Raw genomic sequence first — 19,229 nt, forward strand, 5'->3', positions numbered from 1 at the left:
ACTGCAGGGGGGACCCTGTGGGAGAGTAGGACGCCGCCGAACAATTATTCCGGGAAAGCCCCGTGCCCTTGTGGCACGGGGCTTTTCTGCGTTCATCTGCCCTTCAGCCGAGACTGTTCCTCTCTGCTGAAGGGCAGATGTGTGTCGGATTTAGAGGCGACCCGTAGCCTTGAGAGCCAAGTAGGCATCGGCCAGCGCGGGCGCAAGCTTCTCCGGGGTGGCATCGACGACCACCACGCCATGACGCTTGAGCTGATCCGCTGTGCGGAGGCGCTGGGACTGTGCCTGAGTGCCGGCTGCTGCCTCGTAGATCGCGTCCACTGTGCCCCGCGAGCGTGTCATCGTCTCGATCCGGGGATCAGCGACCGAGGCGAGCAGCACCGTGTGGCGCTTGGTGAGCTGAGGAAGAACCGGGAGCAGGCCGTCTTCGATGGGGGCGGCGTCCAGACCGGTGAGAAGGACTATCAGTGAACGGCGAGGGGCACTGGCCAGTGCCGCCTTGCTGAGGCCGTGAGCGTCCGTCTCGACGAGCTCTGCTTCCAACGGAGCCATGGCTCTGACGATCGTCGACAGAACGTCACCGGCTGCCGTGCTGCCCTGGACCTGGGCGCGGACACGACGGTCGTAGGCAAGGAAGTTGACCCGGTCGCCGGCACGCGTCGCGAGGGCGGTGAGGAGCAGGGTGGCGTCCATGGCCGCGTCAAGACGGGGTACGTCACCTACTCGGCCCGCCGATGTGCGGCCGGTGTCCAGCACGATGAGGATGTGCCGGTCCCGTTCGGGACGCCAGGTGCGGACAGCGACGGCCGACTGGCGGGCAGTGGCCCGCCAGTCGATGGAGCGCGTGTCGTCACCGGGCACGTAAGCACGAAGGCTGTCGAACTCGGTGCCTTCGCCGCGGGTGAGCACGCTGGTTCGCCCGTCGAGCTCGCGGAGCCTGGCCAGCCGGGAAGGCAGGTGCTTGCGGCTCGTGAACGGCGGGAGGACCCGGACCGTCCAGGGGACCTGATGGTTTCCCTGACGTGCAGCCAGGCCGAGGGGCCCGTAGGACCGGACGGTGATCTGCTCGGCCCTGCGGTCACCACGTCGGGTCGGGCGGAGGAACGTGGTGAGGCGACGCCGTTCACCCGCGGGCACAGCCAATTCGTGTCGGGATGCGGCCTGGTCGGTGCCGGCGGGCCAGCTGCTGGGCGGCCAGGCGTCGCGCAGGTGGGCCCGGAGGCGACGACGCGAAGGGTTGGTTACGGTCAGTTGCACTTCTGCTCCGTCACCCAGTCGAACAGACGTGTCGCCGGATCGGGTGAACTGGAGCGTGCGCACTGGCGCGGCCAGGGCGTAGTCGCACAGAATTGCTAGAGACAGCGGGGCGTTGACCGCGAGCATGCCTGTCCAACTCGGAGCCAGGATGCCTACGGGGAGTGACCCCAGGGCGGCCAAGAGCGCGGTTCGTCCGGTGAGGGCCATGGTCACCGCCTCATCGGGGAACGGGGACGTGGGCGAGCACCGCGGTGATGACGGAGTCGGGGGTGACTCCTTCCATCTCCGCTTCGGGCCGCAGTTGGATGCGATGACGGAGTGTGGGAAGCGCCAGAGCCTTTACGTCGTCCGGTATCACGTAGTCCCGGCCGGTGAGCCAGGCCCAGGCGCGTGCGGTGGAGAGCAGAGCTGTGGCGCCTCGTGGGGAGGCGCCGAGGGCGAGTGAGGGGGACTCACGTGTGGCACGACAGATATCCACGACATAGCCGGCGATCTCCGGGGAGACCTTGGTCTTCGAGACGGCCGAGCGGGCAGCCTCCAGGTCGGCGGGTGTCGCGACCGGGCGAATGCCCGCTGCTTTCAGATCACGGGGGTTGAAGCCGTCAGCATGACGGGTCAGGACGCTGATCTCGTCCTCGCGCGAAGGAAGAGGGACCGTCAGTTTGAGCAGAAAGCGGTCCAGTTGGGCCTCGGGGAGGGGGTAGGTGCCCTCGTACTCGACCGGGTTCTGGGTCGCGGCCACCAGGAACGGGTCGGGCAATAGGCGCGGTGTCCCGTCGACGGTCACCTGGCGTTCCTCCATGGCTTCCAGGAGGGACGACTGGGTCTTGGGGGGTGTGCGGTTGATCTCGTCGGCAAGCAGCAGGTTCGTGAAGACCGGGCCGGGCTGGAAGGAGAATTCGGCCGTGCGGGCGTCGTAGACGAGAGAGCCTGTGACGTCGCTCGGCATGAGGTCCGGGGTGAACTGGACACGCTTGGTGTCGAGTTCGAGTGATGCCGCGAGGGCTCGGACCAGGAGGGTCTTGGCCACACCGGGGACCCCTTCGAGCAGGACGTGCCCGCGGCAGAGCAGCGCGACGACCAGACCGGTGACGGCCGGGTCCTGACCGACCACTGCCTTGGCGATCTCGGAACGCAGGGCCTCCAAGGACGCGCGGGCGCTGTCGGAGTCCACGGGGGCCGCAGGAGTCCAGGGGGTCTCCTGGGGCTTCGTGGACTCGGGGGTCGGGGCGCTCATGAAGTGCGTACCTCTCTTTCGAGGGCGTCGAGTTGGTCGGTCAGGAGAACAAGAGCGGCGTCGTCGGCGGGCGTGGGCCCGAAGAGCAGGGCGGTGAGATCGCCGCCTCTGCCGGTGACGCGTGCCGAGATCGCGGGGGTGAGGACTTCGGGGGAATGCGCATCGCGGGGGGAGACACCGGCGAGGGGTGCGAGGCGGGCACGGGCGGCGGAGCGCAGTGAGGCGGCGGCTCGGTCGCGGGCGTTGGCCTTGCGGTACAGGCGGGCACGGCCCTCGGTGGTTTCCGAGGCTTGGATGGCCACGGGAAGCCGTTCGGTGACGAGGGGGCCCAGGCGTCGTGCGCGCCAGATGGCGACGAGTACTGCAGCGAGGGCGAGTTGCAGGGTGCCCCACAGCCAGCCGGAGGGGATCAGGTCCGTGAAGCTCGCCGAGTCGCTCGCGGTGCTGTCTTCGTCGGTGGCACGGTCTCCGCGTTCCTTGTCGACTTCGGTGGCGGAGGGATCAGCGAGTGAAGGGAGGTACCAGACGAGATGCGGGCGGGAACCGAGGAGTTGCAGGGCCAGCGAGGCATTGCCCTGCCGGTCGAGGCGGTTGTTGTGGAGCAGGTCGGAGGAGCCGAGCAGGACGGTGTCGCCGGCTCGCTGTTCATGGACGACGAGCACGGTGGGGAGGCCGTCGCTCAGGTAGCAGGAGGTGACGGTCAGGGCATCCGCCCTGTAGCGGATGCCGCCTGTCTCCGTGGTGCCCGCGTTACGGGCGGCGGGGAGGTCGCAGCGTGGGGCCCTCGGTTCGACAGGACGGGAGGACTCGGCGCGTACGCCCGGGGCCAGGTGGTGCAGGGACAGGGGGCCGGGGGCGAGCAGGACCGTGCGACCTGCCGAGTCGGCTGTCGCCGTGCTGAGCCGGCGCTGCTGGTACGACGTGAGCAGATTGGGCGCGGTGACGAGCAGGGTCGCGTCGGGGCCGGTCGCGCTGGTGGCCTCGTCGAGTGTGGTGACGACGTCGACGGATACACCGCTCCGTTCGAGGAGTTCCGCGACGGCGCGGCTGCCCTGCGGGTCGGCGGAGCGGGGATCGAGGCGGCCGTGATGGTCGCCGGAGCGCACGGCGGCGAGGGTGATGCCCGCCACGACCAGGATGAGCAGGGCGAGCATCAGCCCGCGGGTGCGGTTCCAGACCTGGCGTGGGGTGAGCGATGCCGAGGTGGAGGACGCGGTGATGGTCTCGGTCATGCGCCGGCTCCTCGGGCCGTGCCGGCCAGCGAGGGCTTGGCTTCCATGAGTTCGAGGTCGAGGGCGCGCAGGGTGGCGTATGCCTGCTCGTGCGCTGTGCGGCCGCCATACGTGACGTCGTCGAAGACCCGGGCGGCGGTGCGGAGGCGGTCGGCGTGCTGGGGCAGGGAGCGGCCTGCTTCGGCCGCGGCCTCGTCCGCGGTGCGGCCCGGACGCGGGTCGAGCAGTGCGCGTTCTTCCAGGGTGCGGACCACGGCGCGCATGCGTTCTTGGACCGCTTCGGTCCAGCGGCCCGCGGCGGCGTGCGCCTCGGCAGTGGTGCGGTACGCGTCCGCGCTGCGGGTGCCGCTGCCGAAGAGGGCGTCGGCCGAGCGGACCCCGCGTTGGGGAGTGCCCAGCCGCCACCAGAGGGCGGCGGCCAGGCCCACGACGATCAGTACGACCAGGACGATGCCGAGCGGCCCGCCGGGCGCGCCGTCGGCGACCGAGTCGAAGAGGCTCCCGATCCACTCCCAGAAGCGATTGAGGCCGCGCTGGAGGAGGTTCGGATCGTTCTCGTGGTACATCGGTCTGGACAGTTCGTCCTCAGCCGCTTCGCGGGCAGGGACCCGTGGAGTGTCCACGGGTATCTCGTCCGCCCTGATGAGTCGCCGTACCGATGTGATGGCCCCCGCCCCCGACACTGCATCAGCTCCTGGGGGTGTCGAAGCCCGGCACGTTCGCGGCCCGCGCCAGGTCGAGGTCGAGGGCTTCGCGGCGGATGCGCTGATCGACGTAGAGCAGCGCCATCACTCCCGCGGTGAACGGGTAGGTCAGCGTCGAGACGATCACCTCGCCGATGCCCGAGACGATGAGGAACGGCCAGCCGAATTCGGCGGTGTCGCCGCTCATCAGGTCGCCGATTCCGCCGCTGTCGACGGCCATCGCGATGATGGCGAAGGGGACGCCGATCACCAGCGCGACGACGATGACCAGCAGGTAGGTGAGCGCCAGGATGCCGAAGGTGCGCCACCACGCACCGCGGACCAGCTTCGCGGACCGGCGCATCGAGGTCAGGATCGACTGGCGTTCCAGCATCAGTGCCGGAGCCGCGAGGGTGAAGCGGACCATCAGCCAGAGGACGACGACCAGGGCGGCAGCGAAGCCGAACACGGCCAGGAGGGCACCGGCGGTGGAGCCCAGCAGCAGGCCGGGGAGCAGACCGATCGTCATGATCGCGGCGCTCATGAGGCTGAGGAGCAGCGTCAGCCCGAGCAGTTGCGGGAGCCTGGGACGGGCCTCGGTCCAGGCGTCGGAGAGCGTCGCGCCACGGCCCAGTACCGAGCGGCTGATCACCACCGTGAGCACCGCCGTGGTGGTGAGTGTGGCGATCATCGAGATGAGCGTGGCCGGGGCGCTGCTGAGCAGGGTGGACTGCATGGAGTCCGCGGCCTGGCGCAGAGCCTCGGTGCCGACGGCGTTCGGGTCGACCGATACCGGGTCGGGCAGCAGGTAGCGCTGGATGAGAATGATCGCGATCTGCGCGATCACGGCGACGGTGAGGCTGACGCCCAGCACCGTGCGCCAATGAGCGCGCATCGTGGACACCGCGCCGTCGAGGATTTCGCCGATGCCCAGGGGGCGGAGCGGGATGACGCCGGGCTTCGCCGCCATGGGCGGGCGGCCCCATCCCGGGCCCTGGGGAGCGCCGCCCCAGCCGGGTGCCGGCGGGGGCGCTCCGGGACCGGTACCGGACGTGCTCGGGGGGGACCACTGCCCTGGGGGCGGCTGCGAGGGAGACCACTGGGGTGCAGGGCTTCCTGCGTCCACGGGCTCGGAGGGCCGGGGGATTCCCGTCTCCTGGCCGTCGGAGGGGGCAGATCCGGGCGAGGCCCAGCCCGGAGAGTCGTTCATTCTCGCTCCTTCACGATCCCGTCCGCTCATCGGGGCGGCAGGTTGGCAGCCATCGTGCCACGCGACGCTGCGGTGCGGGCCGGGCGCTCTATCTCCTTTGCGCCTTCATTTGTGGGTGCCTCACCGGGCAGACTGGGCGGATGGCTGATCAGGACGCGCAATCGACGGTGGGCATCGAGCCCCCCGCGCTCTCCGTACTCCGCTGGGACGAGCTTCCGGAAGGTCCCGTACTGGTCCTCCTCGACCAGACACGGCTGCCGGTCGAGGAGGTTGAGCTGGTCTGTACCGATGTACCCGCGCTGGTGCGGGCCATCCAGTCCCTGGCGGTGCGGGGAGCTCCACTGCTGGGCATTGCCGGGGGGTACGGGGTGGCGCTCGCCGCGGCCCGTGGATACGACGTGGCCGAGGCGACGGGACTGCTGGAACGGGCGAGACCCACCGCGGTGAACCTCGGGTACGGGGTGCGGCGGGTGGCCCGGGCGTACTGGGCGGCCGTCGAGAAGGGCCTGGACGCGGAGCAGGCGGCCGGGGCGGCGCTTGCCGAGGCGCGGGTGCTGCACCAGCAGGACGCGGCGGCCAGCGGGCGTATGGCGCGGTTCGGGCTGGCGCTTCTGGACGAGCTGCTGCCCGGAGGGGGTCACCAGCTCCTTACGCACTGCAACTCCGGGGCTCTCGTCTCGGGGGGTGAGGGCACGGCTTTCGCGGTGGCCCTCCAGGCGCACCGGGCGGGCCGGCTGAGGCGGCTGTGGGTGGACGAGACGCGTCCGCTGCTCCAGGGGGCGAGGCTCACCGCCTATGAAGCGGCGCGGAACGGGATGGCGTACAGCTTGCTCACGGACAACGCGGCGGGGTCGCTGTTTGCCGCAGGTGAGGTGGATGCCGTACTTATCGGGGCGGACCGTATCGCTGCGGACGGCTCGGTGGCGAACAAGGTGGGGAGTTATCCGTTGGCAGTGCTCGCCAAGTACCACCACGTGCCGTTCATCGTCGTCGCGCCGATCACGACCGTCGATCTGGACACCGCGGACGGGCAGGCGATCATTGTGGAGCAGCGCCCCGGTCGTGAAGTGACGGAGATCACATCTCCGCACCTGGTGTCACCGGAGGGGGAGGCGGGCGGATTGCTCGTGGCCCCGTTGGGGACACCGGCGTACAACCCCGCGTTCGACGTCACGCCGCCGGAGCTGGTCACGGCGATCGTCACGGAGGAGGGCGTAATCTCCCCGGTCACGGGGGTCGGACTGGCAGAGCTGTGTGCCAGGTCATCGCAGGTAACGATTAGCTAATGGGATGATGTCGTTTATGAAGGGACGCGTCCTTGTCGTCGACGACGACACCGCACTGGCCGAGATGCTCGGGATTGTGCTGCGTGGAGAAGGTTTCGAGCCGTCGTTCGTAGCGGACGGTGACAAGGCACTTGCTGCATTTCGTGAGGCGAAGCCGGACCTGGTTCTGCTGGATCTCATGCTGCCCGGTCGGGACGGCATCGAGGTCTGCAGGCTGATCAGGGCCGAGTCAGGTGTGCCGATCGTCATGCTCACTGCCAAGAGCGACACGGTCGATGTAGTGGTGGGCCTGGAATCCGGGGCCGACGACTACATCGTCAAGCCGTTCAAACCGAAGGAGTTGGTTGCCCGGATCAGGGCGCGTTTGCGGAGGACCGAAGAGCCTGCGCCGGAACAGCTGGCCATAGGTGACCTGGTCATCGACGTGGCCGGCCACTCGGTGAAGCGGGAGGGCCAGTCCATCGCGCTGACCCCGCTGGAGTTCGACCTGCTGGTCGCGCTCGCCCGTAAGCCGTGGCAGGTCTTCACCCGCGAGGTGCTGCTCGAGCAGGTGTGGGGCTATCGCCATGCCGCCGACACCCGTCTGGTGAACGTCCATGTCCAGCGGCTCCGCTCCAAGGTCGAGAAGGACCCGGAGCGGCCGGAAATCGTGGTGACCGTCCGAGGCGTCGGTTACAAGGCCGGACCGAGCTGACATGACCCTGGGCAGTGCTGCTCCGAAGCCCGGGGAGCCGGGAGTCCGTACGGAGCGGGCTGCCGGTCCGGGACGGAAGTCTTCTCGGATGGGCCGTGTACTGCAGAGCGGCCCGATGCCCCGCTTGCTGATGCGGTGGGTGCGGCGTCCGCTGCTGCCCGCTGTGCGGCTGTGGCGGCGCAATCTTCAGCTGCGTGTCGTCGCCGGCACCCTGCTGATGTCCATCGGCGTGGTGCTGCTGCTGGGCTTCGTCGTGATGGGGCAGGTCCGCAACGGCCTGCTCGAGGCGAAGAGCAAGGCTGCCCAGACGCAGGCCGCCGGTGGGTTCGCGGCTGCCCAGGAGAAGGCGAACGAGCCGCTCGTCCCGGGTGACCGGCGGGGCCAGGACGGTGTCGACGGCGTCACGGCCAACACGTCCTGGCGCACGGAGCTGGTCGATCAGCTGGCGAGCGGCGGCAAGAACGCCTTCAACGTGGTCGCGCTCAGTGCCGACTCCGTCGACGGAGGCGCGAGCAGCCGCGCGCCGCGTGGTTCGGGCAGCGTGGACGCGTCCAGCGTGCCGCAGCGCCTGCGGGACGACGTGGACAAGGGGCCCGGGGCTTTCCAGACCTACTCCCTGATCCGGTACTCGTACGGAAAGGAGTCGCAGCCCGGGCTGGTCGTGGGCAAGCGGCTCTACGACATCGACCACAATCCGTACGAGCTGTACTACCTCTTCCCGCTGACGCAGGAGGAGAAGTCCCTGAGCCTGGTCATGACGACGCTGGCCACGGCCGGGCTGTTCGTCGTGGTGCTGCTCGGGGCGATCGCCTGGTTCGTCGTGCGGCAGGTCGTCACGCCCGTACGGATGGCGGCCGGCATCGCCGAGCGGCTCTCCGCGGGCAGACTCCAGGAACGCATGAAGGTCACCGGCGAGGACGACATCGCCCGGCTCGGTGAAGCCTTCAACAAGATGGCGCAGAACCTTCAGCTGAAGATCCAGCAGCTGGAGGAACTCTCCCGTATGCAGCGGCGATTCGTCTCGGACGTCTCGCACGAGCTGCGGACCCCGCTGACCACCGTGCGGATGGCCGCCGATGTCATCCATGAGGCGCGTGCAGACTTCGACCCGGTGACGGCACGGTCCGCCGAACTGCTCGGGGACCAGCTGGACCGTTTCGAGTCGCTGCTCTCCGACCTGCTGGAGATCAGCCGGTTCGACGCGGGCGCCGCGGCGCTGGAAGCCGAACCGATAGATCTGCGTACGGTCGTACGACGAGTGATCGGCGGAGCCGAGCCGCTGGCCGAGCGCAAGGGCACCCGCATCCGGGTGATCGGCGACGAACAGCCGGTGATCGCGGAAGCCGATGCCCGCCGGGTCGAGCGTGTACTGCGCAACCTCGTGGTCAACGCCGTCGAGCACGGCGAGGGCCGGGACGTCGTCGTACGCCTCGGTGTGGCCCAGGGCGCGGTGGCCGTGGCGGTCCGCGACTACGGCGTAGGGCTCAAGCCCGGCGAGGCGACCCGGGTCTTCAACCGCTTCTGGCGTGCCGACCCCGCCCGGGCCCGCACGACGGGCGGTACCGGTCTCGGGCTCTCGATCGCCGTCGAGGACGCCCGGCTGCACGGCGGCTGGCTCCAGGCGTGGGGAGAGCCCGGCGGTGGTTCGCAGTTCCGGCTCACCCTGCCGCGTACGGCGGACGAACCGCTGCGCGGTTCACCGATACCGCTGGAACCGGAGGACTCGCGGCGCAACCGGGAGAACCGGGAGCGCGCCGAGGCCAGCCCGGCGACCGTGAGCGATCACCGGCTGATGGCCGTGCCGAACCAGCCCGGTTCGACGGAGCGCTCGGCGCTGGCCGCACGCGCCCCCGTGGCGCCGCGCGTGGCACCGGCATCCGTCCATCCGGCCGCCCTGCCGGGCAATGGTGCACGTGTGGTGGCGCGTCAGGCCGGGGACCGGCCGGGCGGTGGCGCCGACTATGAAGCGCAGAACCCGGACCGGGAGGACACGACTCGTGGACACTGACCGTCTGCAGGGCGGCCATGGACGCGCGGTGCGGATGTCCGCGCTGCTCTGCTGCGGCGTCGTGGTGCTGACCGGGTGCGCCTCCATGCCCGTCACCGGGGACGTGAAGCCGGTCGATGCCTCGCAACCCGGTGACTCCCAGGTGCAGGTGTACGCGGTGGCGCCCAGGGAGGGCGCCACGCCCACCGAGGTGGTCGACGGCTTTCTCGAGTCGATGACCAGCGACGACCCCAAGTTCATGACGACCCGCAAGTACCTGACCGAGGAAGCGGCCCGTACCTGGAAGCCGAGCGCGGGCACCACGGTGCTGGCCAAGGCGCCCAACAGGAACGGCCCCTCGCTCCACGACAAGGACCGCAAGCGCACGGAAGGCGCCTACACGCTGACCGGCGAGCAGGTCGCATCGGTGGACGCGCAGAGTTCCTATCAGCCGCTGGCACCCACGGACTACTCCCAGACCCTCCACCTGGTGCAGGAGAAGGGGGCTGACGGCAAGCAGGAGTGGCGCATCGACATCGTGCCGGACGGCCTGGTGCTCGGGCAGTCCGACTTCAGGCGGCTCTACCGGTCCGTCAACAAGTACTACTTCGCCACGGGGCGGACCAACGGCCGTTCCACCCTGGTGGCCGACCCCGTCTACGTACGCAACCGGACGGACCCCGTCACCCGGATGGACACCGCCACGCAGACGGTCCGGGCGCTTCTCGTGGGGCCGACGAACTGGCTGCGACCCGTGGCCGATTCCCGCTTCCCCACCGGTACGGCGCTGAGGAAGGGCGTCACTTCCCTGGCGCCCGACGATCAGAACGTCCTGAAGGTGCCGCTCAACAAGAAGGCGGACAAGGTGGGCCGGACGGCCTGCCGGATGATGGCCGCCCAGGTCTTCTTCACCCTGCGGGACCTGACGTCCGCCCGTGTCGAACAGGTGGAGCTGCGGAGCGACCGGGGCCGGCTGTGTTCGCTCGCCTCGGACGAGGCGGTCGAGTTCGCCCCCGACAGCGGTTCCGGTGCGCCGGACAGTCAGTACTTCGTCAGTGCCAAGGGGCAGGTGGAGCGGATACCGGGGAACAGCAAGGGCACCGGTGACCCCGAGCCCGTGACCGGCCCGCTCGGCAGCGGGGCGGTGCCGATGAGCACGGTCGGAGTGGCCCGCGACGAACAGCTGGCGGCGGGTGTCTCCGCGGACCATCAGCACCTCTATGTCTCCTCCCTCGTCTTGGACGGCGAACTCGCCGAGCCCGTGGTGACCAGCGCGGCGAAGGAGGCCGAGGACCGGCTCTCGGCTCCGAGCTGGGACGGCCGGGGCGACCTGTGGGTGGCCGACCGCGACCCGGCAGGACCCAGGCTGCTGCGCCTGGTCGGCGGCAAGGGCACGCCCCAGGAGGTCACCGTTCCGAGCCTGAACGGAGGGCGGATCGAGGCCCTGCGGATGTCGTCCGACGGGGTGCGGATCGCGCTGCTGCTCCTGTCGAAGGACGGGCACACGACGCTGAAGATCGGACGGGTCGAGCGCAGGGGTTCCGTGGAGCAGCCGCAGGTCTCCGTCGAGGATCTGCGTCAGGCCGCGCCGCAGCTCACTGACGTGTCGGCGATTTCCTGGTCCGGCCGCAGCCGCCTCGTGGTGGTCGGCAAGGAGGAGGGCGGCGTGCAGCAGGTGCGTTACGTGCAGGCGGACGGTTCGACTTCCCCCTCCGGCGTGCTGCCCGGGGTGAACCAGGTGACGGCGGTCGCGGCGGCGGACGACGAACAGCTGCCCCTGATGGCGGAGACCGAGGACGACGGAATCGTGAAGCTGTCGCCGGGCGACAACTGGCAGACGGTGCTCAAGGCGGGCTCCTCCCTCGTCTACCCGGGCTGAGGCGGTCCGTAGTTGTCCACAGGGGTGGCCGGTTTCCGGCCGCCCCTGCACTGTGGGGAGATGCGGCGATGGTGGCGGGAATTCACCGGACTGGTCCTGCCGGCGGCCTGTGGTGGCTGCGGCAGACCGCGTACCGAGCTCTGTGCCGGGTGCCGGGCCGCGCTGCTCGGTGCGGCGCCCCGCCGGGTGAGACCCGCACCCGAGCCTGACGGACTCCCGGTGGTGCGGGCCGCGGCCCCGTACGAGAACGCGGTACGGGCGGTGCTCCTGGCTCATAAGGAGCGGGGTGCACTAGGACTCGCCGGGGTGCTCGGAAGCGCTCTGGCGGCCGCTGTGCGGGCCGGGGCGGGATGTGTGCGCGGGGCGGGGCCGCTGCTGCTCGTGCCCGTACCGTCGGCGCGGCGTTCCACCGCCGCGCGGGGCCATGATCCGGCGCGGCGTATCGCCCTGGCCGCGGCGGCGGAGCTACGGCGTACGGGGACGCCCGCCCGTGTCCTCGGGGTACTGCGGCAGCAACGGGCCGTGGCCGACCAGTCGGGGCTCGGGGCCGGGCAGCGGCGGGCGAATCTGGCCGGGGCGCTCGAAGTGGTGGACAGCTCCGGGCGGCTGCTCGCGGGTGGCCGGGTGGTGCTGGTCGACGACCTCATGACCACGGGAGCTTCGCTGGCCGAGGCGGCGCGTGCCCTGCGCGCAGGCGCCGCGGCGGATGCCGGTGCACGCTGGAAGAACACCGGGGAGCAGGCCCTGCGAGCCGCGGTTGTCTCAGCCTCTCCGTCCGCTTTCGAAATAAACCGGAACTGACGCAGAACTTGCATCGTTGCAGGTAGTGAGTGAGCAAATGAACCTGAACGGAGGTACGCGCGAGTAGCGGGTGCCGACACCCGGCCGGGCAGGCTATGTTCGGTTGTGAGGAATGGTGAATGCCAGACCTCGATGAATGCACCACCAGGTTTCGGGCAGGTACTCATCGGCAGTCCAGAAACGCTGGAGCCGGTGGGGTGGAGACCTTGCCGGAGGGGAAGAGGGGGTGAAAGCCACCGAGTCCGAGGCTCCGGCGATGACCGGAGTTTGGTGCAAAAGGGAAATGCTCCGCCGCTGAAGCGGAGCGATCCGGGAACGGAGTTCTGCGTGGACATCGTCGTCAAGGGCCGCAAGACCGAGGTGCCCGAGCGGTTCCGCAAGCACGTGGCCGAGAAGTTGAAGCTGGACAAGATCCAGAATTTCGACGGCAAGGTGATCAGCCTGGACGTCGAGGTGTCCAAGGAGCCGAATCCCCGTCAGGCCGACCGTTCCGACCGGGTGGAGATCACGCTCCGCTCCCGCGGACCTGTCATCCGGGCGGAAGCGGCCGCGGGCGATCCGTACGCAGCGCTGGACCTGGCCACCGGCAAGCTGGAGGCGCGGCTGCGCAAGCAGCACGACAAGCGCTACAGCCGCCGCGGTGCCGGCCGGCTGTCTGCTGCCGAGGTCGGAGAGACTGTGCCGGGCGTCGCCTCGTTCAACGGGAACGGTGAACTGGTCCCCGATGAGACGTCGACGGGCAGCGTGCCCACCACCAAGATCGGTTCGCTCGAGGTGCAGGGCGAAGGACCGCTGGTGATGCGCGAGAAGACGCACGTAGCGGCACCGATGGCACTCGACCAGGCGCTCTACGAGATGGAGCTGGTCGGGCATGACTTCTACTTGTTCGTCGACTCGGAGAGCAAGGAACCCAGTGTCGTCTACCGGCGGCACGCCTACGACTACGGTGTCATCCGCCTGGTGACGGACCCGCTCGCCGCTGATGAAGCAGGCGGCGCGGGCGGTGCGCTCGGCGGCTGACGCCGCCCCTTCGTGGTGCCCCTGGAGCGCTTGTGCGCCCCCAGGGGCACCCGCGTGCGACAACTGGATCACCGCTCCGGCGTCCAGGCATGAAAGCATGGCGTCCCAGGCCAACCGGGGCTCCATGAGCTGCCGTTGGCGGACAGCTTGTGGACGACAGGCCGTGGCCTTCAGGGGGAGGAACGATGGCGAACACCTTCGGGCCCGTGCGCGATGCGAATGACGCCGACGATGCCGCTGGTTCGGATACCGGCGTGGACGCGGACAACGACAGCGGCTCGCGCAAGGAACCCATCCGGGTTCTCGTGGTCGACGATCACGCGCTCTTCCGCAGAGGTCTGGAGATCGTCCTCGCGCAGGAGGAGGACATCCAGGTCGTCGGCGAGGCCGGTGACGGGGCGGAAGCCGTGGACAAGGCGGCCGACCTGCTGCCGGACATCGTGCTGATGGACGTACGGATGCCCAAGCGCGGCGGTATCGAGGCGTGCACCTCCATCAAGGAAGTGGCCCCCAGCGCGAAGATCATCATGCTGACGATCAGCGACGAGGAGGCCGACCTCTACGAAGCGATCAAGGCGGGCGCCACCGGGTACCTCCTCAAGGAGATCTCCACCGACGAGGTGGCCACGGCGATTCGCGCGGTCGCCGACGGGCAGTCCCAGATCAGCCCGTCGATGGCGTCGAAACTGCTGACCGAGTTCAAGTCGATGATCCAGCGCACCGACGAGCGCAGGCTCGTTCCGGCGCCGAGGCTCACCGAACGTGAACTGGAAGTCCTCAAGCTCGTTGCAACGGGCATGAACAATCGCGATATCGCGAAGGAGTTGTTCATTTCCGAGAACACGGTGAAGAACCACGTCCGCAACATTCTGGAGAAGCTGCAGCTCCACTCCCGGATGGAAGCCGTGGTCTATGCCATGCGGGAGAAGATCCTCGAGATCCGGTAGACCGCGCCGGGCCGGGCCGGGGAGTCGGCTCAGGCGAGAGCGCGGGCGATTTCCGCCATGAGCGGTTCGCGCAGTTCCGGAGCGTCGACCCGGTCCAGCCGGACGTTCGTACAGCCGACCCAGGACGCCGCTTCCACCAGAGCCTCGGCCATCGGCGTCACGGCCCTCCGGCTGAGGAGCGACACCTGCCGGGCGACCAGTGTGGAGCCCTCACGGGCAGGGTCGACCCGGCCCTGAAGCCTGCCTCCGGCCAGCAGCGGCATCGCGAAGTACCCGTGGACCCGCTTGGGCTTGGGGACGTACGCCTCCAGGCGGTGGGTGAAGCCGAAGATCCGCTCGGTACGTGCCCGTTCCCAGATCAGTGAGTCGAAGGGCGAGAGCAGCGTCGTGCGGTGCCGTCCGCGCGGTTCCGACGCCAGGGCCTCGGGGTCCGCCCAGGCCGGCTTGGCCCAGCCCTCCACCGAGACCGGCACCAGGCCCGAGTCCGCCACCACGGCGTCGAACTGTTCGCCCTTGAGACGGTGGTAGTCCGCGATGTCGGCCCGGGTGCCGACCCCCAGCGACCGGCCGGCCAGGGCCACCAGCCTGCGGTGGCACTCCGTGTCGTCGAGGTCGTCGTGGAGAACGGCGTCCGGGATCGCGCGCTCGGCGAGGTCGTAGACGCGCTTCCAGCCGCGTCGCTCCGTGCAGACCACCTCGCCGTGCATCAGCGCCCGCTCGACGGCCACCTTCGAGGCCGACCAGTCCCACCACTCGCCGCCGTTCTTCGCGCCGCCGAGTTCCGTGGCGGTCAGCGGGCCCTCGGCGCGCAGCTGCTTGATCACCGTCTCGTACGCCCCGTCGGGGAGGTCGTGGTGCCAGTGCGGACGGGAGCGGTAGGCGCGGCGGCGGAACGCGAAGTGCGGCCACTCCTCGACCGGCAGGATGCAGGCGGCATGCGACCAGTACTCGAACGAGCGCCCGCCCGACCAGTACGCCTCCTCGACGGTGCGGCGGTCGACGGCGCCGAGACGCGCGTACGGAACGAGTTCGTGCGATCTGGCCAGCACCGAGATGGTGTCGAGCTGTACTGCTCCGAGGTGACGGAGCACGCCCGGCACGCCCGCCCGGCGGTCCGGGGCGCCCAGGAATCCCTGTGCGCGCAGGGCGATCCGGCGGGCCTGGTCGGCGGAGAGTTCCACGGCGGGAAGCGGCATGGGCGTCATGCACTGAACCCTAGAGCGGGGCACTGACAGTCGGGCCCGGTACGGGTGACAAGAGCCGTTCCTGTGGCCCGCACCGGTGCCTCGTCGCAGGTCAGCGGCTCGCGGGGACGTAGGGGTGGTTGCCGGGAAGTCCCAGGTCCGACGGCAGCAGGGCGCCGATCCAGACATCGCGGCGTACCCCCTTGTTCAGCAGCGCCGACCGCTGCTCCCCCTCCATCCGGAAACCGGCCCGCTCGGCGACCGACCGCGACGGGGTGTTGCCGACCTCGGCCCGCCACTCCAGGCGGTCCGCGCCGAGCGAGGCGAACGACCAGTGGGCCGATGCCAGCACCGCCTCCGTCATATAGCCGCGCCCGCGGTGCTCCTTGCCGGTCCAGAAGCCCACCTCGTACGTCCCGGGCAGGACGCGGTGGTTGATGCCGAGCGCGCCGACGAGCAGGCCGCTGTCCCTCAGCACCACCGCGAAGTTGTACATGGAGTCGTCCTGCCAGCCCCTGGGCGAGAGCGCGGCCGTGAAGATCTCCGCGTCGGCTCTCGCGTACGGGGAAGGGACCACCGTCCAGCGCTGGATGTCATGGTCCTGGCAGGCCGCGTACACGCCGTCCGCGTCGTCCGGTGCGAAGGGACGCAGGATCAGGCGTTCGGTCGTGAGAGTGATCGGCTCCATGGAGAGATTGTGGTGAGGAGCGGCCAGTTGTGCGAGCACTTTTGCCGCATCCCGGCACCTTCGAGCCCTTCCGTCCGTTGTCCCGGAAGGGTGCGGTGAGGTCCACGCGGCAGCAGCCCTCCCGACGCGGTGGGGTCCTCGCTTACGATGGCCGTTGCGGTGGGGCCCACCTGCCGTGCCCGCGCCAGAGTCCATTACACGACCCAGTGCCAGGCCCGACCGGCAAGGAGACCAGCCTCAGTGTCCGTCTTCAACAAGCTCATGCGTGCAGGCGAAGGCAAGATCCTGCGCAAACTGCACCGCATCGCGGACCAGGTCAGCTCCATCGAAGAGGACTTCGTCAACCTCTCCGACGCCGAGCTGCGGGCGCTCACCGACGAGTACAAGGAACGGTACGCGGACGGCGAGAGCCTGGACGACCTGCTTCCCGAAGCGTTCGCGACCGTCCGCGAGGCGGCCAAGCGCGTCCTCGGACAGCGCCACTACGACGTCCAGATGATGGGCGGCGCCGCCCTGCACCTCGGCTATGTCGCCGAGATGAAGACCGGCGAGGGCAAGACCCTCGTCGGCACCCTGCCCGCGTATCTCAACGCGCTCTCCGGCAAGGGTGTTCATCTGATCACGGTCAATGACTACCTGGCCGAGCGTGACTCCGAGATGATGGGCCGGGTCCACAAGTTCCTGGGCCTGTCCGTCGGCTGCATCGTCGCCAACATGACTCCGGCGCAGCGCCGTGAGCAGTACGGCTGCGACATCACGTACGGCACCAACAACGAGTTCGGCTTCGACTACCTCCGCGACAACATGGCGTGGTCCCAGGACGAGCTCGTCCAGCGCGGCCACAACTTCGCCATCGTGGACGAGGTCGACTCGATCCTGGTCGACGAGGCCCGTACGCCGTTGATCATCTCCGGCCCGGCCGACCAGGCCACCAAGTGGTACGGCGACTTCGCCAAGCTGGTGACGCGGCTCTCCAGGGGTGAGGCCGGCAACCCGCTGAAGGGCATCGAGGAGACCGGCGACTACGAGGTCGACGAGAAGAAGCGGACCGTGGCCATCCATGAGCCCGGTGTCGCGAAGGTCGAGGACTGGCTCGGAATCGACAACCTCTACGAGTCGGTGAACACGCCTCTCGTCGGGTACCTCAACAACGCCATCAAGGCCAAGGAACTCTTCAAGAAGGACAAGGACTACGTCGTCGTCGACGGCGAAGTCATGATCGTCGACGAGCACACCGGCCGTATGCTCGCCGGCCGCCGTTACAACGAGGGCATGCACCAGGCCATCGAGGCGAAGGAAGGGGTGGACATCAAGGACGAGAACCAGACGCTCGCCACGATCACCCTCCAGAACTTCTTCCGCCTCTACGGCAAGCTCTCCGGCATGACCGGTACGGCGATGACCGAGGCGGCCGAGTTCCACCAGATCTACAAGCTGGGCGTCGTGCCGATCCCGACGAACCGGCCGATGGTCCGGGCGGACCAGTCGGACCTGATCTACCGCACCGAGGTCGCGAAGTTCGCCGCCGTCGTCGACGACATCGCCGAGAAGCACGAGAAGGGCCAGCCGATCCTGGTCGGCACCACCTCGGTCGAGAAGTCCGAGTACCTCTCGCAGCAGCTCTCCAAGCGCGGGGTCCAGCACGAGGTGCTCAACGCCAAGCAGCACGACCGTGAAGCGACGATCGTCGCCCAGGCCGGCCGCAAGGGCGCCGTCACGGTCGCGACGAACATGGCCGGCCGAGGCACGGACATCAAGCTCGGCGGTAACCCCGACGACCTCGCCGAGGCGGAGCTGCGCCAGCGCGGGCTCGACCCGGTCGAGCACGTCGAGGAGTGGGCGGCGGCGCTGCCCGCGGCGCTGGAGAAGGCCGAGCTCGCGGTGAAGGCCGAGTTCGAAGAGGTCAAGGACCTCGGCGGGCTGTACGTGCTCGGTACGGAGCGGCACGAGTCGCGGCGTATCGACAACCAGCTGCGCGGTCGTTCCGGCCGTCAGGGCGACCCGGGCGAGTCCCGCTTCTACCTGTCGCTGGGCGACGACCTGATGCGGCTCTTCAAGGCGCAGATGGTCGAGCGCGTGATGTCGATGGCCAACGTGCCGGACGACGTGCCGATCGAGAACAAGATGGTGACGCGGGCGATCGCGTCGGCGCAGTCGCAGGTCGAGCAGCAGAACTTCGAGACGCGTAAGAACGTCCTGAAGTACGACGAGGTGCTCAACCGGCAGCGTGAGGTCATCTACGGCGAGCGCCGCCGTGTCCTGGAGGGCGAGGACCTGCAGGACCAGATCCGCCACTTCATGGACGACACGATCGACGACTACATCCGGCAGGAGACCGCCGAGGGCTTCGCCGAGGAGTGGGACCTGGACCGGCTGTGGGGCGCTTTCAAGCAGCTCTACCCGGTGAAGGTCACGGTCGAGGAGCTGGAGGAGGCCGCCGGCGATCTGGCCGGGGTCACCGCGGAGTTCATCGCCCAGTCCGTCAAGGACGACATCCACGAGCAGTACGAGGAGCGGGAGAAGACGCTCGGCTCGGACATCATGCGCGAGCTGGAGCGTCGCGTGGTGCTGTCCGTCCTGGACCGCAAGTGGCGCGAGCACCTCTACGAGATGGACTATCTCCAGGAGGGCATCGGCCTGCGGGCCATGGCGCAGAAGGACCCGTTGGTCGAGTACCAGCGCGAGGGCTTCGACATGTTCAACGCCATGATGGAGGGCATCAAGGAGGAGTCCGTCGGCTACCTGTTCAACCTGGAGGTCCAGGTCGAGCAGCAGGTCGAGGAGGTCCCGGTGCAGGACGCCGCCGAGCGGACCTCGCTCTCCAAGGAGGGCGCTCCCGCGGTCTCCCGTCCGGAGATCCGGGCCAAGGGCCTGGACGCACCGCAGCGGCCGGACCGGCTGCACTTCTCCGCCCCCACGGTGGACGGGGAGGGCGGCGTCGTCGAGGGTGACTTCACCAACGGCGACAGTGCTCGCTCGGAGGCGGACGGCATGACGCGCGCCGAGCGTCGCAAGGCGCAGAAGGGCGGCAGCACCGGTGGTGGTGGCGGCCGTCGTCGTAAGAAGTAGCGCAGGGCATTGAGGGCGCGGCGGTACTGAGGTACCGCCCGCGTCCGCCGGACGG

15 protein-coding genes are annotated in these 19,229 nt (G+C 69.2%); 8 read left to right on the top strand and 7 right to left on the bottom strand.

Annotated features, from left to right (window positions below; genetic code table 11):
* Positions 1-150: 150 nt before the first annotated feature.
* From ACFWSK_RS28230 to ACFWSK_RS28250, 5 genes are read right to left on the bottom strand one after another with little or no spacing between them, the layout of a single operon-like run.
* Positions 151-1,464: a DUF58 domain-containing protein gene (locus tag ACFWSK_RS28230; protein WP_383791930.1), complete on the bottom strand. Its 1,314-nt coding sequence runs from the start codon at positions 1,462-1,464 to the stop codon at positions 151-153.
* A gap of 10 nt (positions 1,465-1,474) precedes the next feature.
* Complete coding sequence (locus tag ACFWSK_RS28235) at positions 1,475-2,494, bottom strand: AAA family ATPase (RefSeq protein WP_383791934.1); 1,020 nt, start codon at positions 2,492-2,494, stop codon at positions 1,475-1,477.
* Positions 2,491-3,726: a DUF4350 domain-containing protein gene (locus ACFWSK_RS28240; RefSeq protein ID WP_383791937.1), complete on the bottom strand. Its 1,236-nt coding sequence runs from the start codon at positions 3,724-3,726 to the stop codon at positions 2,491-2,493. Before ACFWSK_RS28240 ends, ACFWSK_RS28235 begins: the two co-directional genes overlap by 4 nt.
* Positions 3,723-4,409 carry a DUF4129 domain-containing protein gene (locus ACFWSK_RS28245; protein ID WP_383791939.1) on the bottom strand — a complete coding sequence of 229 codons (687 nt, stop codon included), beginning with the start codon at positions 4,407-4,409 and terminating at the stop codon, positions 3,723-3,725. Before ACFWSK_RS28245 ends, ACFWSK_RS28240 begins: the two co-directional genes overlap by 4 nt.
* A gap of 4 nt (positions 4,410-4,413) precedes the next feature.
* Positions 4,414-5,619 carry a glycerophosphoryl diester phosphodiesterase membrane domain-containing protein gene (locus tag ACFWSK_RS28250; RefSeq protein ID WP_383791942.1) on the bottom strand — a complete coding sequence of 402 codons (1,206 nt, stop codon included), beginning with the start codon at positions 5,617-5,619 and terminating at the stop codon, positions 4,414-4,416.
* Positions 5,620-5,759: 140 nt separating this feature from the next.
* On the opposite strand from ACFWSK_RS28250, the gene mtnA reads away from it, so the two are divergent.
* The 7 genes from mtnA (at position 5,760) to ACFWSK_RS28285 (ending at position 14,233) form a co-directional block, all read left to right on the top strand.
* Positions 5,760-6,905 carry an S-methyl-5-thioribose-1-phosphate isomerase gene (mtnA, locus tag ACFWSK_RS28255; protein WP_383791945.1) on the top strand — a complete coding sequence of 382 codons (1,146 nt, stop codon included), beginning with the start codon at positions 5,760-5,762 and terminating at the stop codon, positions 6,903-6,905.
* A gap of 4 nt (positions 6,906-6,909) precedes the next feature.
* Positions 6,910-7,599, top strand: a complete 690-nt coding sequence (mtrA, locus tag ACFWSK_RS28260; protein ID WP_281385806.1) for a two-component system response regulator MtrA — start codon at positions 6,910-6,912, stop codon at positions 7,597-7,599.
* A 1-nt stretch (position 7,600) separates the two neighbouring features.
* Positions 7,601-9,607 (top strand): MtrAB system histidine kinase MtrB, encoded by a 2,007-nt coding sequence (gene mtrB, locus ACFWSK_RS28265; protein ID WP_383791948.1) that lies wholly within the window; start codon positions 7,601-7,603, stop codon positions 9,605-9,607.
* Between the two features lie 34 nt (positions 9,608-9,641).
* Positions 9,642-11,465 carry an LpqB family beta-propeller domain-containing protein gene (locus tag ACFWSK_RS28270; protein ID WP_383792024.1) on the top strand — a complete coding sequence of 608 codons (1,824 nt, stop codon included), beginning with the start codon at positions 9,642-9,644 and terminating at the stop codon, positions 11,463-11,465.
* Positions 11,466-11,525: 60 nt separating this feature from the next.
* On the top strand, positions 11,526-12,266 hold the full coding sequence (locus ACFWSK_RS28275; protein ID WP_383791951.1) for a ComF family protein: 741 nt from the start codon (positions 11,526-11,528) through the stop codon (positions 12,264-12,266).
* Between the two features lie 327 nt (positions 12,267-12,593).
* Positions 12,594-13,286 (top strand): ribosome hibernation-promoting factor, HPF/YfiA family, encoded by a 693-nt coding sequence (gene hpf, locus ACFWSK_RS28280; protein WP_383791954.1) that lies wholly within the window; start codon positions 12,594-12,596, stop codon positions 13,284-13,286.
* 185 nt (positions 13,287-13,471) lie between these two features.
* Positions 13,472-14,233, top strand: coding sequence for a response regulator (locus ACFWSK_RS28285; RefSeq protein WP_383791957.1), 762 nt, complete (start codon positions 13,472-13,474; stop codon positions 14,231-14,233).
* 29 nt (positions 14,234-14,262) lie between these two features.
* Here ACFWSK_RS28285 and ACFWSK_RS28290 read toward each other — a convergent pair whose 3' ends face one another.
* Together ACFWSK_RS28290 and ACFWSK_RS28295 are read right to left on the bottom strand one after the other, a co-directional pair.
* Positions 14,263-15,429 (bottom strand): winged helix-turn-helix domain-containing protein, encoded by a 1,167-nt coding sequence (locus ACFWSK_RS28290; protein WP_383792027.1) that lies wholly within the window; start codon positions 15,427-15,429, stop codon positions 14,263-14,265.
* Positions 15,430-15,529: 100 nt separating this feature from the next.
* A complete protein-coding gene (locus ACFWSK_RS28295) occupies positions 15,530-16,105 on the bottom strand; it encodes a GNAT family N-acetyltransferase (RefSeq protein WP_383791960.1) in 576 nt (191 codons plus the stop codon).
* A 240-nt stretch (positions 16,106-16,345) separates the two neighbouring features.
* On the opposite strand from ACFWSK_RS28295, the gene secA reads away from it, so the two are divergent.
* Entirely contained in the window at positions 16,346-19,174 is a 2,829-nt protein-coding gene (gene secA, locus ACFWSK_RS28300) for a preprotein translocase subunit SecA (protein ID WP_383791964.1), read from the top strand.
* Positions 19,175-19,229 lie beyond the last annotated feature (55 nt).

Source organism: Streptomyces sp. NPDC058620, from assembly GCF_042717135.1.
Lineage (GTDB): Bacteria > Actinomycetota > Actinomycetes > Streptomycetales > Streptomycetaceae > Streptomyces.

Coding starts and splice junctions, on each gene's coding strand:
- ACFWSK_RS28230 (WP_383791930.1), bottom strand. CDS start 1,464: ATGGCCCTCACCGGACGAACCGCGCTCTTGGCCGCCCTGGGGTCACTC.
- ACFWSK_RS28235 (WP_383791934.1), bottom strand. CDS start 2,494: ATGAGCGCCCCGACCCCCGAGTCCACGAAGCCCCAGGAGACCCCCTGG.
- ACFWSK_RS28240 (WP_383791937.1), bottom strand. CDS start 3,726: ATGACCGAGACCATCACCGCGTCCTCCACCTCGGCATCGCTCACCCCA.
- ACFWSK_RS28250 (WP_383791942.1), bottom strand. CDS start 5,619: ATGAACGACTCTCCGGGCTGGGCCTCGCCCGGATCTGCCCCCTCCGAC.
- mtnA (WP_383791945.1), top strand. CDS start 5,760: ATGGCTGATCAGGACGCGCAATCGACGGTGGGCATCGAGCCCCCCGCG.
- mtrA (WP_281385806.1), top strand. CDS start 6,910: ATGATGTCGTTTATGAAGGGACGCGTCCTTGTCGTCGACGACGACACC.
- mtrB (WP_383791948.1), top strand. CDS start 7,601: ATGACCCTGGGCAGTGCTGCTCCGAAGCCCGGGGAGCCGGGAGTCCGT.
- ACFWSK_RS28270 (WP_383792024.1), top strand. CDS start 9,642: ATGTCCGCGCTGCTCTGCTGCGGCGTCGTGGTGCTGACCGGGTGCGCC.
- ACFWSK_RS28275 (WP_383791951.1), top strand. CDS start 11,526: ATGCGGCGATGGTGGCGGGAATTCACCGGACTGGTCCTGCCGGCGGCC.
- ACFWSK_RS28285 (WP_383791957.1), top strand. CDS start 13,472: ATGGCGAACACCTTCGGGCCCGTGCGCGATGCGAATGACGCCGACGAT.
- ACFWSK_RS28290 (WP_383792027.1), bottom strand. CDS start 15,429: ATGCCGCTTCCCGCCGTGGAACTCTCCGCCGACCAGGCCCGCCGGATC.
- ACFWSK_RS28295 (WP_383791960.1), bottom strand. CDS start 16,105: ATGGAGCCGATCACTCTCACGACCGAACGCCTGATCCTGCGTCCCTTC.